General features: G+C 64.3%; 13 protein-coding genes and 1 pseudogene. 11 read left to right on the top strand and 3 right to left on the bottom strand.

Features of this window, described 5'->3' with window-relative positions; translation table 11 throughout:
• Position 1: 1 nt before the first annotated feature.
• The 10 genes from tcyN (at position 2) to PLD_RS16450 (ending at position 10191) form a co-directional block, all read left to right on the top strand.
• A complete protein-coding gene (gene tcyN, locus PLD_RS16495; RefSeq protein ID WP_159894514.1) occupies positions 2-754 on the top strand; it encodes an L-cystine ABC transporter ATP-binding protein TcyN in 753 nt (250 codons plus the stop codon).
• Between the two features lie 55 nt (positions 755-809).
• A complete protein-coding gene (locus tag PLD_RS16490) occupies positions 810-1190 on the top strand; it encodes a DUF2750 domain-containing protein (RefSeq protein ID WP_159894512.1) in 381 nt (126 codons plus the stop codon).
• Between the two features lie 373 nt (positions 1191-1563).
• Positions 1564-2805, top strand: a complete 1242-nt coding sequence (locus PLD_RS16485) for an SfnB family sulfur acquisition oxidoreductase (RefSeq protein ID WP_159894510.1) — start codon at positions 1564-1566, stop codon at positions 2803-2805.
• A 38-nt stretch (positions 2806-2843) separates the two neighbouring features.
• Positions 2844-4043, top strand: a complete 1200-nt coding sequence (locus tag PLD_RS16480; RefSeq protein WP_159894508.1) for an SfnB family sulfur acquisition oxidoreductase — start codon at positions 2844-2846, stop codon at positions 4041-4043.
• Complete coding sequence (locus PLD_RS16475) at positions 4043-5410, top strand: LLM class flavin-dependent oxidoreductase (protein WP_159894506.1); 1368 nt, start codon at positions 4043-4045, stop codon at positions 5408-5410. The genes PLD_RS16480 and PLD_RS16475 overlap by 1 nt, the downstream gene beginning before the upstream one ends.
• 239 nt (positions 5411-5649) lie before the next feature.
• Positions 5650-6459, top strand: coding sequence for a MetQ/NlpA family ABC transporter substrate-binding protein (locus PLD_RS16470; RefSeq protein ID WP_159894504.1), 810 nt, complete (start codon positions 5650-5652; stop codon positions 6457-6459).
• Position 6460: 1 nt separating this feature from the next.
• Positions 6461-7576, top strand: coding sequence for a methionine ABC transporter ATP-binding protein (locus tag PLD_RS16465; RefSeq protein ID WP_159894502.1), 1116 nt, complete (start codon positions 6461-6463; stop codon positions 7574-7576).
• Positions 7566-8210, top strand: coding sequence for a methionine ABC transporter permease (locus PLD_RS16460; RefSeq protein ID WP_159894500.1), 645 nt, complete (start codon positions 7566-7568; stop codon positions 8208-8210). Before PLD_RS16465 ends, PLD_RS16460 begins: the two co-directional genes overlap by 11 nt.
• Positions 8211-8306: 96 nt before the next feature.
• Complete coding sequence (locus PLD_RS16455) at positions 8307-8933, top strand: bifunctional 2-polyprenyl-6-hydroxyphenol methylase/3-demethylubiquinol 3-O-methyltransferase UbiG (protein ID WP_159894498.1); 627 nt, start codon at positions 8307-8309, stop codon at positions 8931-8933.
• 97 nt (positions 8934-9030) lie between these two features.
• A complete protein-coding gene (locus tag PLD_RS16450; RefSeq protein WP_159894496.1) occupies positions 9031-10191 on the top strand; it encodes an AAA family ATPase in 1161 nt (386 codons plus the stop codon).
• 513 nt (positions 10192-10704) lie between these two features.
• Here the strand turns inward: PLD_RS16450 and PLD_RS16445 are convergent.
• The 3 genes from PLD_RS16445 to PLD_RS16435 form a co-directional block, all read right to left on the bottom strand.
• Positions 10705-11487: a MetQ/NlpA family ABC transporter substrate-binding protein gene (locus PLD_RS16445; protein WP_159894494.1), complete on the bottom strand. Its 783-nt coding sequence runs from the start codon at positions 11485-11487 to the stop codon at positions 10705-10707.
• Between the two features lie 288 nt (positions 11488-11775).
• Entirely contained in the window at positions 11776-12708 is a 933-nt protein-coding gene (locus tag PLD_RS16440; RefSeq protein WP_159894492.1) for a sigma 54-interacting transcriptional regulator, read from the bottom strand.
• Between the two features lie 58 nt (positions 12709-12766).
• Positions 12767-13348, bottom strand: a complete 582-nt coding sequence (locus PLD_RS16435; RefSeq protein WP_159894490.1) for an alpha/beta hydrolase — start codon at positions 13346-13348, stop codon at positions 12767-12769.
• 524 nt (positions 13349-13872) lie between these two features.
• Between PLD_RS16435 and tssI the strand changes: the two are divergent.
• Positions 13873-14550: pseudogene (tssI, locus tag PLD_RS16430) on the top strand (type VI secretion system tip protein TssI/VgrG); the annotation flags it as partial.
• Positions 14551-14553: the final 3 nt, after the last annotated feature.

Genomic DNA, 14553 nt, shown 5'->3' with positions numbered 1-14553 from the left:
CATGATCGTGGTGGAAAAGCTGACCAAGCAGTTCAAGGGCCAGACGGTGCTCGATGGCATCGACCTGCAGGTCAAGGAAGGCGAAGTGATTGCCATCATCGGCCCCAGCGGCTCGGGCAAGACCACCTTCCTGCGCTGCCTGAACTTTCTTGAAGAACCGACCAGCGGACGCATCCGCATCGGCGACATCGCCATCGACAGCAACATCCCCCTGAACCAGCAACAAAGCCGGATCCGCCAGTTGCGTCAGCAAGTGGGTTTCGTGTTCCAGAACTTCAACCTGTTCCCCCACCGCACCGCCCTGGAGAACGTCATCGAAGGCCCGCTGGTGGTGAAGAAGACCCCTCGCGAGCAAGCCGTCGCCCTGGGTCGCGCGCTGCTGGCCAAGGTCGGCCTGGCGGGCAAGGAAGACAGCTACCCGAGGCGCCTGTCCGGTGGCCAGCAACAACGCGTGGCGATTGCCCGGGCCCTGGCCATGGAGCCGCGGGTGATCCTGTTCGACGAACCGACCTCGGCCCTGGACCCGGAACTGGTGGGCGAAGTCCTGGGCACCATCCGCAGCCTGGCGCAAGAGAAGCGCACCATGATCATCGTCACCCACGAAATGAGCTTTGCCCGGGACGTGGCCAACCGGGTGATCTTCTTCGACAAGGGGGTGATCGTCGAGCAGGGCGAAGCCAAGGCGCTGTTCGCCAACCCCCAGCACGAACGCACCCGACAGTTTCTCAGCAAGTTTCTCCAGCCCGGCACATGAAGCTTCAAACTCCCATAGCCGGATGCCCGCAGCCATTGCAGACCATGGAATCCTGATGCTGGCACCTCAGAAAATCCACAACCTGCTCCGGCTCTCGCCCCAGGCCCGGTGCGACTACCTGATTCGCAAGGTGGCGGATTTCCAGGTGATCTGGGGGCTGTTCGCGGACGGCTGGGCCACCGCCGGCTCTGCCCAGGCCAGCGCCATCGCGTTCTGGCCAGAGGCGGACTTCGCCGCCTTGTGCGCCCATGGCCCATGGCACGGCTTTCAACCCAAGCCCATTGAGCTCGGCCATTTCCTCTCCCACTGGCTGCCCGGCATGCAGCGCGACGCCAGGTTCTGCCTGGTGTTTGCGGATGCGGACGGGCAAGGTCTGTTGCTGCCCCCCGAATCACTGCTGCAATCGCTCACCCACGAGCTGGATCAGTACCAGTAACACGTGCGGCACTGCCTGAAAGCTCACCGCTGATTGCCTCACTTCCCGTGCTTTCATCCCCCCGCCCGTGTTCTTTGCTGCCGACGAAAAATGCTTGCCAGCGCCTGCCACACACCGCGCCAGCCCGCAGCCACTGGGCCGCAACCGGCCATCCTGCCGTACACGTAAACCCCTTCTATTCATATTCCTAAAAGTTAGTTTATTTAATTTTTATGCGCGCATAGGGTATATGCACCGGACCACCGGACCTTCTTGATGCTGATTTCGCCGCATGACGCGGCCTATCCAAAAGATGCGAGGTAGGTATGGTCCGGAACACAATCACCCCAGTGCAGGTTGCCAGGGCATTGCGTGCAGCCAAGGAGCGGCGCTGATGTCCAGTCTGGTTGATACACACAGCCAGGGCGATCTGGACATTGCCCCCCTGCGGTTACCCGCACAGCTTCTGCGTAACGACGCCCAAGCCCTGCAGGCCGCCCATGAACTGGCCGCCGCGGCCCGCCAGCAGGCCGCTCAACGCGACCGTCAGCGCAAGCTGCCCTGGGCGCAGATCGAACAATTCACCCGCAGCGGCCTGGGCAGTATTTCCGTCCCCCGCGCCTACGGTGGGCCACAGGTGTCCTTCGTCACCCTGGCCGAGGTCTTCGCGATCATTTCCGCGGCCGACCCGGCCCTGGGGCAGATCCCCCAGAACCAGTTCGGCATCCTCGGCCTGATCCTCGGCTGCGGCACCGAACGGCAGAAGAAACAGCTGCTGCAGAGTGTTCTGGAAGGCTGGCGCATCGGCAATGCCGGCCCGGAACGCGGCACCAAGAACACCCTGGAACTCAAGGCGCGGGTCACCAAAGACGCCGACGGCCATGTCATCAACGGCCAGAAGTTCTACTCCACCGGCGCCCTGTTCGCCCACTGGGTCGCGGTCAAGGCGCTGAACGAGGAAGGTCGCCAGGTGCTGGCCTTCGTCCGTCGCGGCACTCCAGGCCTGCGCATCGTCGACGACTGGTCGGGCTTCGGTCAGCGCACCACCGCCAGCGGCACCGTCTTGCTGAACAACGTGCGGGTCGAATCCGAGCTGGTGCTGGACAACTGGAGGATCAACGAGTCGCCGAATATCCAGGGCGCGGTGTCGCAACTGATCCAGGCCGCCATCGACGCCGGCATCGCCCGGGAAGCCTTGGCCGACGCCATCGCCTTTGTGCGTGAACGGGCCCGTCCGTGGATCGACGCCAACGTCGAGCGCGCCAGCGACGATCTGTATGTGATCGCCGAGATCGGCAAGCTGCAGATCGAACTGCACGCCGCCGAGGCCCTGCTGCGCAAGGCCGGGCGAGTGCTGGACCAGGTCAGCGCGGCGCCGATCACCGTCGAGTCCGCGGCCCGCGCCTCGATCGCCGTGGCCGAAGCCAAGGTGCTGACCACCGAGATCTCGCTGCTGGCCAGCGAAAAGCTCTTCGAGCTCGCCGGCAGCCGCGCCACCCTCGCCGAATTCAACCTCGACCGCCACTGGCGCAATGCCCGGGTGCACACCCTGCACGACCCGGTGCGCTGGAAGTACCACGCCGTCGGCGCCTACCACCTGAACGGCACGCTGCCGGCCCGACATTCCTGGATTTGACCGCCCGCAACACTTTGACCAGCTCTCTGGAGAAACACATGACGCTTTCTCAACACGTCGCGGTCATCACCAGCGACGAACAAGCCCTGATTGTCGCCAGCGACCTGGCGCAAGATTTCAAGCGCGACAGCGCCCTGCGCGACCGCGAACGGCGCCTGCCGCACCCGGAACTGGAAGCCTTCTCCCGCTCCGGCCTGTGGGGCATCAGCGTGCCCAAGGAATACGGCGGCGCTGGCGTATCCAACGTCACCCTGGCCAAGGTCATCGCCCTGATCGCCGAGGCCGACGCCTCTCTGGGGCAGATCCCGCAGAACCATTTCTACACCCTGGAAGTGCTGCGGGTGAACGGTAGCCCTCAGCAGAAGCAACGGCTATACGCCGAGGTCCTGGCCGGCTGCCGCTTTGGCAACGCCCTGGCTGAACTCGGCACCAAGACCGCCCACGACCGCACCACCCACCTGAGCCGCGACAGCAGCGGCCAGGGCTACCGCATCGACGGGCGCAAGTTCTACGCCACCGGCGCGCTCTATGCCCAGCGCATCCCCACCTCGGCGGTGGATGAGCACGGCGCGCAGCAACTGGCCTTCGTCCCCGCCGACGCCCAGGGCCTGAGCGTGATCGACGACTGGAGCGGCTTCGGCCAGCGCACCACCGGCAGCGGCTCGGTGCTGTTCGACAACGTGGCGGTGGACGCAGCCGACGTGATGCCGTTCCAGAGCGCCTTCGAGCGCCCGACACCGGTCGGCCCCCTGGCGCAGATCCTCCACGCCGCCATCGACACCGGCATTGCCCGCGCCGCCTACGAAGACGCCCTGCGCTTCGTGCGCACCAAGACCCGGCCGTGGATCGACTCCGGCAACGACCAGGCCACCGACGACCCGCTGACCCTCAAGCGCTTCGGCCACCTGAGCATCCGCCTGCACGCCACCGAGGCCCTGCTGGAACGCGCCGGCGCCTTTCTCGACCAGGCCCAGGCCAATACCAACGCCGACACCGTGGCCGCCGCCTCCATCGCCGTGGCCGAGGTCCGCGCCCTGAGCACGGAGATTTCCCTGGCCGCCGGCAGCACCCTGTTCGAACTGGCGGGCAGCCAGGCGACCCTGGCCGAGCACGGCCTGGACCGTCACTGGCGCAATGCCCGGGTGCACACCCTGCACGACCCGGTGCGCTGGAAGTACCACGCGGTGGGCAACTACTACCTCAACCAGCAGAACCCGCCGCTGCGGGGGACCATCTGATGGCCACTCCCGAAACCGCCAAGAAAAAGGTCCTGCTCAACGCCTTCAACATGAACTGCGTCGGGCACATCAACCACGGCCTGTGGACCCACCCACGGGACCATTCGACCCAGTACAAGACCCTCGAATACTGGACCGAACTGGCCCAATTGCTGGAGCGCGGGTTGTTCGACGGGCTGTTCATCGCCGACATCGTCGGGGTCTACGACGTCTACCAGAACTCGGTGGACGTGACCCTCAAGGAGTCGATCCAGCTGCCGGTCAACGACCCGCTGCTGCTGGTTTCGGCCATGGCGGCAGTGACCAAGAACCTGGGCTTCGGCCTCACCGCCAACCTCACCTACGAGGCGCCCTACCTGTTCGCCCGGCGCCTTTCCACCCTCGACCACCTGAGCCGTGGCCGGGTCGGCTGGAACATCGTCACCGGCTACCTGGACAGCGCCGCCCAGGCCATGGGCCTGACGGAGCAGATCGAGCACGACCGCCGCTACGACCAGGCCGACGAGTACCTGGAGGTGCTGTACAAACTCTGGGAAGGCAGCTGGGACGACGACGCGGTGCTGGGTGACCGCGAGCAGCGCGTCTATGCCCAGCCGGACAAAGTGCACAAGGTCGAGCACCAGGGCGAGTTCTACCAAGTCAGCGGCTATCACCTGTGCGAGCCTTCGCCGCAGCGCACCCCGGTGCTGTTCCAGGCCGGCAGCTCGGAGCGCGGCCTGCTGTTCGCCGGGCGCCACGCCGAGTGCGTGTTCATCAGTGGGCAGAACAAGGCAGCGACCAAGGCCCAAGTGGACAAGGTCCGCGCCAGTGCCGTGGCCGCCGGGCGCAACCCTGCGGACATCAAGGTATTCATGGGCCTTAACGTGATCGTTGGCGAGACCGAGGAGCAGGCCTGGAACAAGCATGCCGAGTACCGCCACTACGCCAGCGCCGAGGCCGGGATGGCGCATTTTTCCGCATCCACCGGGATCGACTTTTCCCAATACCAGATCGACGAACCCATCCAGTACGTGAAGAGCAACGCCATCCAGTCGGCCACCCAGCACCTGCAGAACAACGACTGGACCCGGCGCCAACTGCTGGACCAGCACGCCCTGGGCGGCCGTTACTTCTCCGTGGTCGGCTCGCCGCAGCAGGTGGCCGACGAGCTGGAATCCTGGATCGCCGACACCGGCCTGGACGGCTTCAACCTGACCCGCACCGTCACCCCGGAAAGCTATGTCGATTTCATCGACCTGGTGATCCCCGAACTGCAGCGCCGCGGCTCCTACAAGACCGCCTATGACGACGGCACCCTGCGGGAAAAACTGTTCCACGAAGGCCGCACACTGCCGCAACGACACACCGGCGCGGCCTACCGCCGTTAACAAGGGACGGCTCTACCGAACCGCTACGGCTGGAGCTCTTGTGGCAAGAGCGCTTGCTCCCGCTGGCGTGCGCAGCAAGCCCCCCCCCGCGGCGCGATACGCCTGCAACACCGCGCCGCCTGGATCCGGGGCCGCTTTGCGGCCCAGCGGGAGATGCTCCCTCGCCACAGACAGCGGTCTCGCCGGACCCAAACGCAATTGTTCAACCTCTTCATTCGAATTGACTGGAAGTAACCATCATGAAAACCACGCTCCTGCGCCACCCGGTCAAAGCCCTGGCCCTCGCCCTCGGCCTGTTCAGCAGCGCCGTCTTCGCCGCCGACGCACCGCTCAAGGTCGGCACCACCGCCGCCTTTGCCATTCCCCTGGAGGCGGCCGTTGCCGAAGCCGGCAAGCAGGGCCTGAAAGTCGAACTGGTGGAGTTCAGCGACTGGATCGCGCCCAACGTTAGTCTCGCCGCCGGCGATATCGACGTGAACTACTTCCAGCACATTCCGTTCCTGGAAAACGCCAAGGCCGCCGCCGGTTTCGATCTGGTGCCCTTCGCCCCGGGCATCATCAACAACGTCGGCCTGTACTCGAAGCAGTACACAAGCTTCGCCGAACTGCCACAAGGCGCCAGCGTGGCCATCGCCAACGACCCGATCAACAGCGGCCGTGGCCTGCAACTGCTGGCCAAGGCCGGGCTGATCACCCTCAAGCCGGGCGTGGGCTACAAGGCCACCGAAGACGACATCGTCAGCAACCCGAAGCAGATCAAGATCCTCCAGGTCGAAGCCGTGCAACTGGTGCGCGCCTATGACGACGCCGATCTGGTCCAGGGTTACCCGGCCTACATCCGACTGGCCAAGACCTTCGATGCCGGTTCGGCGCTGCTGTTCGACGGCCTGGACCACAAGGAGTACGTGATCCAGTTCGTGATCCAGCCCAAGCGCCAGAACGACCCGCGGCTGATCAAGTTCGTCGATATCTACCAGCACTCGCCGGCCGTTCGGGCGGCTCTGGATAAAGCCCACGGCAAGCTCTACCAAGCCGGCTGGGAAGCTTGAGATGAGTGTCGCGACGCTACAGCGCAAGCTGCCGGAACCGGCGCCCCAGCGTGCCGAGCTGCACCCTGAACTGAACCGCGCCCAGGTGCGTTTTATCGGCCTGGGCAAGACCTACCAGGGCCAGCAGGGCCCGGTGCAGGCCCTGCACGGCATCGACCTTGCGATCCAGCGCGGTGAGGTGTTCGGCATCATCGGCCGCAGCGGCGCCGGCAAGTCATCACTGATCCGCACCATCAACCGCCTGGAGCAACCCAGCAGCGGCCGGGTGCTGATCGATCAGGTGGACATCGGCGACTTCGACGAAGACCGCCTGGTGGCCCTGCGCCGACGCATCGGCATGATCTTCCAGCACTTCAACCTGATGTCGGCCAAGACCGTATGGCACAACGTCGAGCTGCCGCTGAAGGTCGCCGGGGTGCCCAAGGCCGAGCGCGAGCGCAAGGTCCGCGAGCTGCTGGAACTGGTAGGCCTCAAGGACAAGCACCAGGCCTACCCGGCGCAACTGTCCGGCGGCCAGAAACAGCGGGTGGGGATCGCCCGGGCCCTAGTCCACGACCCCGAGATCCTGCTGTGCGACGAAGCCACTTCGGCCCTGGACCCGGAAACCACCCAGTCGATCCTTGGCCTGCTGAAACAGATCAATCAGCGCCTGGGCCTGACCCTCATCCTCATCACCCACGAGATGGCGGTAATCCGCGAGATCTGCGACCGGGTGGTGGTGCTGGAGCATGGACGCATCGTCGAACAGGGACCGGTCTGGAAAGTCTTCGGCCACCCGCAACACGAGGTCAGCAAGACCCTGCTGGCGCCCTTGCAGCACGGCCTGGCGCCCGAGCTGCAAAGCCATTTGCGCAGTCATCCCGAATCGTCCGAGGCGGCCCTGGTGCTGAGCCTGCGCTTTACCGGCAGCCTGCGTGAGGAGCCGGACCTGGCGGCGCTGTTCAGCGCCCTCGGCGGCCGCGTGCGCCTGCTGCAAGGCGGGGTGGAACGCATCCAGGGCCACGCCCTGGGGCAACTGCTGCTGGCCGTCCAGGGCTCGTCCCTGGGCGCCGAAGAACTGCGCCAGCGCGCCGGGCAATGGGCACAGCAAGTGGAGGTGCTGGGCTATGGGGTCTGAGCGCTTGTTGCAGGGCGTCCTCGACACCCTGCTGATGGTCGGCGTGTCCTCGCTGATCGCCCTGCTGGCGGGGATTCCCCTGGCGGTGATCCTGGTCACCAGCGGCAAGGGCGGGATCTACGAAGCGCCGCACCTGAACCGGGCCCTGGGGGCCTTTGTGAACCTGTTCCGCTCGATCCCGTTCCTGATCCTGATGGTGGCGTTGATCCCCTTTACCCGACTGATCGTCGGCACCACCTACGGCGTGTGGGCGGCGGTGGTGCCGCTGACCATCGCCGCCACGCCGTTCTTTGCGCGCATTGCCGAAGTGAGCCTGCGGGAAGTCGATCACGGCCTGATCGAAGCCGCCCAGGCCATGGGCTGCCGACGCTGGCACATCGTCTGGCACGTGCTGCTGCCTGAAGCGCTGCCGGGCATCGTCGGCGGTTTCACCATCACCCTGGTGACCATGATCAACGCCTCGGCCATGGCCGGAGCGATTGGCGCGGGCGGGCTGGGGGACATTGCCTACCGCTACGGTTATCAGCGTTTCGACAGCCAGATCATGCTCACGGTGATCGTGCTGCTGGTGATCCTGGTGGCGGCGATCCAGCTGGGCGGCGACCGTTTGGCGCGGGTGCTGAACAAGCGCTAGTGGTTACAGGGGATGTGGCGGGCACCCCGTGTAGCCGCGGCCACAGGGTGCATGGGGTATATTCGGGCCATTCCTCTTCACGCCATGTAGCCCGCCATGAAACTCGCCCCCAACGACCTAGACACCATCACCGCCACCACCCTCGGCCACTACCAGCAGGTGGCCGAAGACTTTCGTGAAGGCACCCGCGACCACGACGTCAGCCAGAACATCGACGCGCTGCTGCGGCATATCCAGGGCCCGACGCCCTTCACCGTGCTGGATTTTGGCTGCGGCCCGGGGCGCGACTTGCAAACCTTCACCCGCCTGGGCCATATCGCCATCGGCCTCGACGGCTGCGAGCGTTTTGCCCAGATGGCCCGGGACGACAGCGGCTGCGAAGTCTGGCAGCAGGACTTTCTCAAGCTTGATCTGCCGGAGGCCCGCTTCGACGGCATCTTCGCCAACGCCGTGCTGTTCCACATTCCCCGCCAGGAACTGCCACGGGTGCTCAAGCAACTGCATGCGAGCCTCAAGGACGGCGGCGTGCTGTTCAGCTCCAACCCGCGCGGCGACAACCAGGAGGGCTGGAGCGGCCCGCGCTACGGCGCCTACCACGACCTCGCAAGCTGGCAGGCGCTGCTCACCGAAGCAGGCTTTGTCGAGCTGGAGCATTACTACCGCCCCGCCGGCCTGCCCCGGGAACAGCAACCCTGGCTGGCCAGCGTCTGGCGCAAGGTCTGAGCCCAATCCTCTGCAGCCGCCGGCTGTGTGAACACGCGCGCTCGCGACAACTTGATCATCTGAGGCACACTGCCCGCCACGCTACAGGAGACCCGGCATGCTCAAGACCCTGGCGGTGGCCAATTACCGCTCCATCAACAAACTGGTGATGCCCCTGGGCCGGCTGAACCTGATCACCGGCGCCAACGGCAGCGGCAAATCCAACCTGTACCGCGCCCTGCGCCTACTGGCGGAAACCGCCCAGGGCGGGGTGGTCAATGCCCTGGCCAGGGAAGGCGGGCTGGATTCCACCTTCTGGGCCGGGCCGGAAACCCTCAGTCGGCGCATGCGCAACGGCGAAGCGCCGATCGAAGCCAGCGTGCGCTCGTCGAGCAAACGCCTGCGCCTGGGCTTTGCCAGCGAGGACTTCAGCTACGCCATTACCCTGGGCCTGCCGGAACCCAGCCTCTCGGTGTTCTCCCTGGACCCGCAGATCAAAAAGGAATGCATCTGGTCCGGCCCCTTCTACCGCCCCGCCAGCCTGCTGGTGGACCGCAATGGTCCGCTGATCCGCGCCCGTCAGGGTCGCAGTTGGGACGTGCTGGCCCAACACACGCCGAACTTCGACAGCCTGTTCGATCAGGTGGGCAGCCTGCGCGGCTCGCCGGAAGTGCTACAGATGCGTGAGTTCATCCGGCGCTGGCGCTTCTACGATCACTTTCGCAGCGACAGCGAAGCCCCGGCGCGCCAGCCGCAACTAGGCACCCGCACTCCGGTACTGCATCACGACGGCCGCGACCTGGCGGCAGCGTTGCAGACCATCCGCGAGATCGGCGATCCCGAGGCCTTGCAGGTGGCCATCAGCGACGCCTTCCCCGGCGCGCGACTGGACATAGCCCCACTGCCAGGCGGCCGTTTTGCCATCGAGTTCTATCAGGAAGGCTTGTTGCGGCCGCTGTCGGCGGCGGAGCTATCGGACGGCACCTTGCGCTACCTGCTGCTGGTCGCGGCCCTGCTGACCCCGCGCCCGCCAAGCCTGATGGTGCTCAACGAACCGGAAACCAGCCTGCACCCGGACCTGTTGCCGGCGTTGGCGCGCTTGATCATCAGGGCTTCTGAGCAGTGCCAGGTGTGGGTGGTGTCCCACGCCCGGCGCTTGATCGCGGCCTTGCAGGAGGATCCCGAGTGCAACTGCATCGTGCTGGAGAAGGAGCTGGGCCAGACCGGCATCGTCGGCCAGCGCCTGCTCGACGAACCGGCGTGGTACTGGCCCGATTGACCCCCGTCAAAATCCGCATCCGCCACACCGCCGCTGCCACAGGCTGCGACAAGGTCCGCAGGCCTTCAGGTGCCCTCAAGAACCGCGGTTCCTGCGCAGCCGATCACACGGCTACAGGGGAATCAGCAGCCGACCTCTGTAGACCAACGTACGCCTCATGCTGCGACTGGCAGCCTTCGTCCATCACGCTCGGTTCTGGACACGGGTATCGATAGCATTCACACACCAATGGCGAATTCGCCGACCCGGCATCGAGCTCCGACCTTTGCTGCCGAGTGCCTCGCAAGGATGACGCTCATGACCCGAGTAAAAACTCCGCCACCTCTGGATTGACACAAACGGCTGAAATGGTTGACTGCATTGTGCCGAGCCGTGCAGCCCAGCGAGTAGACCCGCGGCTGCACGCAGTGGCCCCCACCAGCGGATGCCCGCCGACCATAAAAAACGCCGACACTGTATTAGCCGTCGGCGTTTAAACCTTGAAGGGTTTTGTCACTTCATCAGCCTAGCTCATCAGAACGCCGGCAGCACCGCGCCGCTGTATTTCTTCTCGATGAAGGCTTTCACCTCAGGGCTGGTCAGGGCCTTGGCCAGCTTCTGGATCGCCGGGCTGTCCTTGTTGTCGGGACGGGCCACCAGAAAGTTCACGTAGGGCGAGTCGGCCCCTTCGATCACCAGCGCGTCCTTGGCCGGGTTCAAACCCGCTTCCAGGGCGTAGTTGGTGTTGATCATGTCCAGGTCAACCTGATCCAGAACCCGTGGCAGCATGGCCGACTCCAGCTCCTTGAACTTGAAGTTGTGCGGGTTCTTGGCAATGTCCTTGGGCGTGGCCAGGGCGTTTTTCGGGTCCTTGAGCTCGATCAGACCGGCCTTCTGCAGCAGGATCAGGGCACGGCCGCTGTTGCTGCCTTCATTGGGGATGGCGATGGTGGCGCCGTCTTTGAGCTCAGCCAGGGTTTTGACCTTCTTCGAATAGCCGCCGAAGGGTTCGACGTGCACGCCGATCACGGTTTCCAAGTGCGTGCCTTTGCCTTCGTTGAAGCTCTTGAGGTACGGCAGGGTCTGGAAGTAGTTGGCGTCGAGACGCTTCTGGTCGACCTGCACGTTGGGTTGTACGTAGTCGGTAAACACCTTGATTTCCAGGTCCACGCCTTCCTTGGCCAGGGTTGGCTTGATCAACTCGAGGATCTCGGCGTGGGGCACCGGGGTCGCGGCAACCACCAGCTTCTCGCCAGCCTGGGTGATACCGGCGCTCAGGGCTGCCGCCAGTGCGGTGAACAACAGAACTTTTTTCATGCGAGGTCCTTAAGTATCGAGATCGACGACGGCGTCAAATGGGCTGCGTATTTCGGTGCCAGTGAAGTGCCACTGCTGGCGTGGAGCGGACAATACCGAGATTTTTTATTCCCGAACAATATCTTTTATTCACGTTCATATTCCATTTTGTTCATACAGTATCCCAGCGCTCTAGCCTGCAATTTCCCGCCTGTCGGGCCAACCTTCGTAGGAGCCGGCTCGCCGGCGAAGAGGCCATCAGGGGCGAACGCCTTCGCTGGCAAGCCAGCGCCTACGGTGGCCGGGGTTTCAGGTCAGGGCGGTGCGTTGCAACAACTGGTGCAACGCCTGGCGCTCGGCAGCGGACCCGCTGTCGCCGATCTGCCGCAGCAATTGCTCGATCTGCTCCAGCGGCGAAAGCGTCGGCGGCAGGTTGAGGTGCTCCGGCAAGATCTCCTCGCCGCTGCTGACCAACAGGGCAAAGTGAATGACGTTTTCCAGCTCGCGGGTGTTGCCCGGCCAACGGTGGCGCTCCAAAGCCCGTTGCGCGGCTTCGCTGATCAGCGGCACCGGCAGGCCCAGGCGCTGGCTGTAGATCCCCAGGAAATATTCGGCCAAGGACTCGATATCCCCGACTCGCTCACGCAGCGCCGGCAGCTCCAACTGGCCCTCGCTGAGGTAGCGGTACAGGCGCTCATGAAACTTGCCCGCCGCCACCGCCTGGGCCAGGTCGATGCTGGTGGCCGCCACCAGGCGTACATCCACCGGGCTCGGTTGCTGGGCACCGACCCGAGTCACTTCGTGGTTCTCCAGGGCCGCCAGCAGCTTGGCCTGGATCGGCAACGGCAGGTCGCCGATCTCGTCCAGGTACAGGGTTCCGCCATTGGCCGAACCGAACCAGCCGGCCCGGCTGCTGGCCGAGCCGCTGAAACTGCCGGCGGCATAGCCGAACAGCTCGGCGTCGGCGTAGGTGGGGCTGATGGCGCCGCAGTTGACCGAGACAAACAACCCGCTGCGGTCGCTGGCGCGGTGGATGTGCCGGGCCAGCAGCTCCTTGCCGGTGCCGGTTTCACCACGGATCAGCACCGAGATCGCACGGGGCGCCAGTTGCTCCAGCTCTTCACGCAGTTGTCGCGACCGTGGATCGACAAACACCAGCGCCTTGGCGCGGATGCTCAGGGGGCTTTTTTCCGCATCGGGAAAGGTCAGCAGCGGCTGGCCGAAAGGGGCGTGAACAGTCATGGCAGACTCCCGCCCCTGGCCGCCTGAGGACGGGGGCGTTTAAACAGGGAAAATACGCTCAGGCACGACGCAGGGCGTGTTGTTCCAGGCGGTTCTGCAGGCGATAGAGATAGGCGAACCCCTGCTCCCAGCGCTGGTGGCCGGACTTGACGTTGATGTGCCCGGCTCCCGCCAGAATCCCGGCTTCGGCGCCCCAGTCACGGGCCAGTTCCAGGGCACGCGGCGCGCTGACGGCGCTGTCGTTGTCCGAACTCACCACCTGGCAGGGGAACGGCAGCAGGTCCCGAGGAATCGGCGCGAAATTGCGCAGGGCCGGCGCACAGGCCGCACGCTCGACATCCGCCGGCGCCACCAGCAGCGCACCGCGCACCTGGCGCAGCGCTGCCGCGGGCGCGCGCGCCGCCCAATGGGCCACGGTGATGCAACCCAGGCTGTGGGCAATCAGGATCACCGGCGTGTCGTCGATGGCGATGACTTCGGCCAGGGCCGCCACCCAATCTTCACGGCGTGGCGTCAGCCAATCGGCCTGCTCCACCCGCGCACTGTTGGGCAGGCTGTTCTGCCAATGGGTTTGCCAATGATCTTCTGGCGATCCTTGCCAGCCCGGCACAATCAAGTAGCGAATGGATGCGTTGCGCATGGGGAACTCTCCTGCTGCGTGTCTGTTACCGGACGAGTATAGGGAGGGGATCTATATTCGTTAAGGAATAAGAGGCTATTTATTAATTCCTTAAACGAATATTAAATATCTCCGGCTGCCGCAGCCACAGGCGGCGAATGATTGGGCGACCGGCGCCGGTTTCAGGCGATCGCGGCGGCTACGCGGCCAATCGCTGGATGCGAAGCCGAGTCGGCGATCCAGCGGCGCTGTCAGTGAAGCGCATCAGGCTGCTTTAGCCTTTCCTAGGGCAGCGCCAAACGGGAAAGGACTGTCCAGCTGGCAGCCTCCCTCGGTGAGGTACGAGGCACTCAAAGGCGTTGGGTGACTCTCTCGGATGTGCCCTACACAACAAAGCGAATTAGTTCTCCTGTTCAACGGCTCGTCCTTACAAACCTTGTGCCCAGGACCAAAGTGAGTGCTGTGTTTAAGATGGGTCTCATATTGGCGGCGTTGAAACATTGCTAGTGTCACGGCCGATTTTTACTCAGCTTAAGGACAAGCTTATGTTCGCGCCGGCCGACTCCGCGCAGTTCGAACTGTTGATTCCCTCCGTCCGCAATGATTTCAAAGTGCTGGCCTTTGCGGGCGTCGAGGCGATCAGCGCTTTGTATGCAATCCACGTCGAATTGCTCAGCGAACACCCCGATTTCGATTTGCAAAGCCTGCTCTGTCAGCCCGCGTTTCTGCGCTTCGGCCTTGAGGGCGAGGGCCTGCATGGCCGCATCGAAGAGGTCAAGGTGGGGGAATCCGGTAAGCGCCTGACCCATTACCACCTGACCCTGGTGCCAGCGCTGCATTACCTGCAGTTTCGTCACAACCAGCGGATTTTCCAGCACCTGACGGTGCCGCAGATCGTGGCTCAAGTGCTCCAGGAACACGGCATTTTGCCGGATGTGTTCACCTTTCATGTCGACAATGCCCCGCAGCGCGAGTACTGCACCCAATACGCTGAAAGCGATTTTGAGTTCATCCAGCGCCTGTGCGCCGAGGAAGGCATCGCCTGGCATCACCAGCACTCGGTTGAAGATCACCTGCTGGTGTTCAGCGAGGATCAAACCTGGTTCCCCAAGCTCGGCGTCACGCCCTATCAACCCGGCAGTGGCAACGTCGCCGATCACCCGGTGATCAGGCGTTTTTCTCAGCGTTTCAGCACCCGCACCAACCAGGTCACACGCCGCGATTAG

It is taken from the genome of Pseudomonas sp. LD120, assembly GCF_009861525.1.
In the GTDB taxonomy this organism is placed as follows: Bacteria; Pseudomonadota; Gammaproteobacteria; order Pseudomonadales; family Pseudomonadaceae; genus Aquipseudomonas.
The sequence above is the reverse complement of the archived record's forward strand: the minus strand, read 5'-3'. Positions and strand labels throughout refer to the sequence as shown.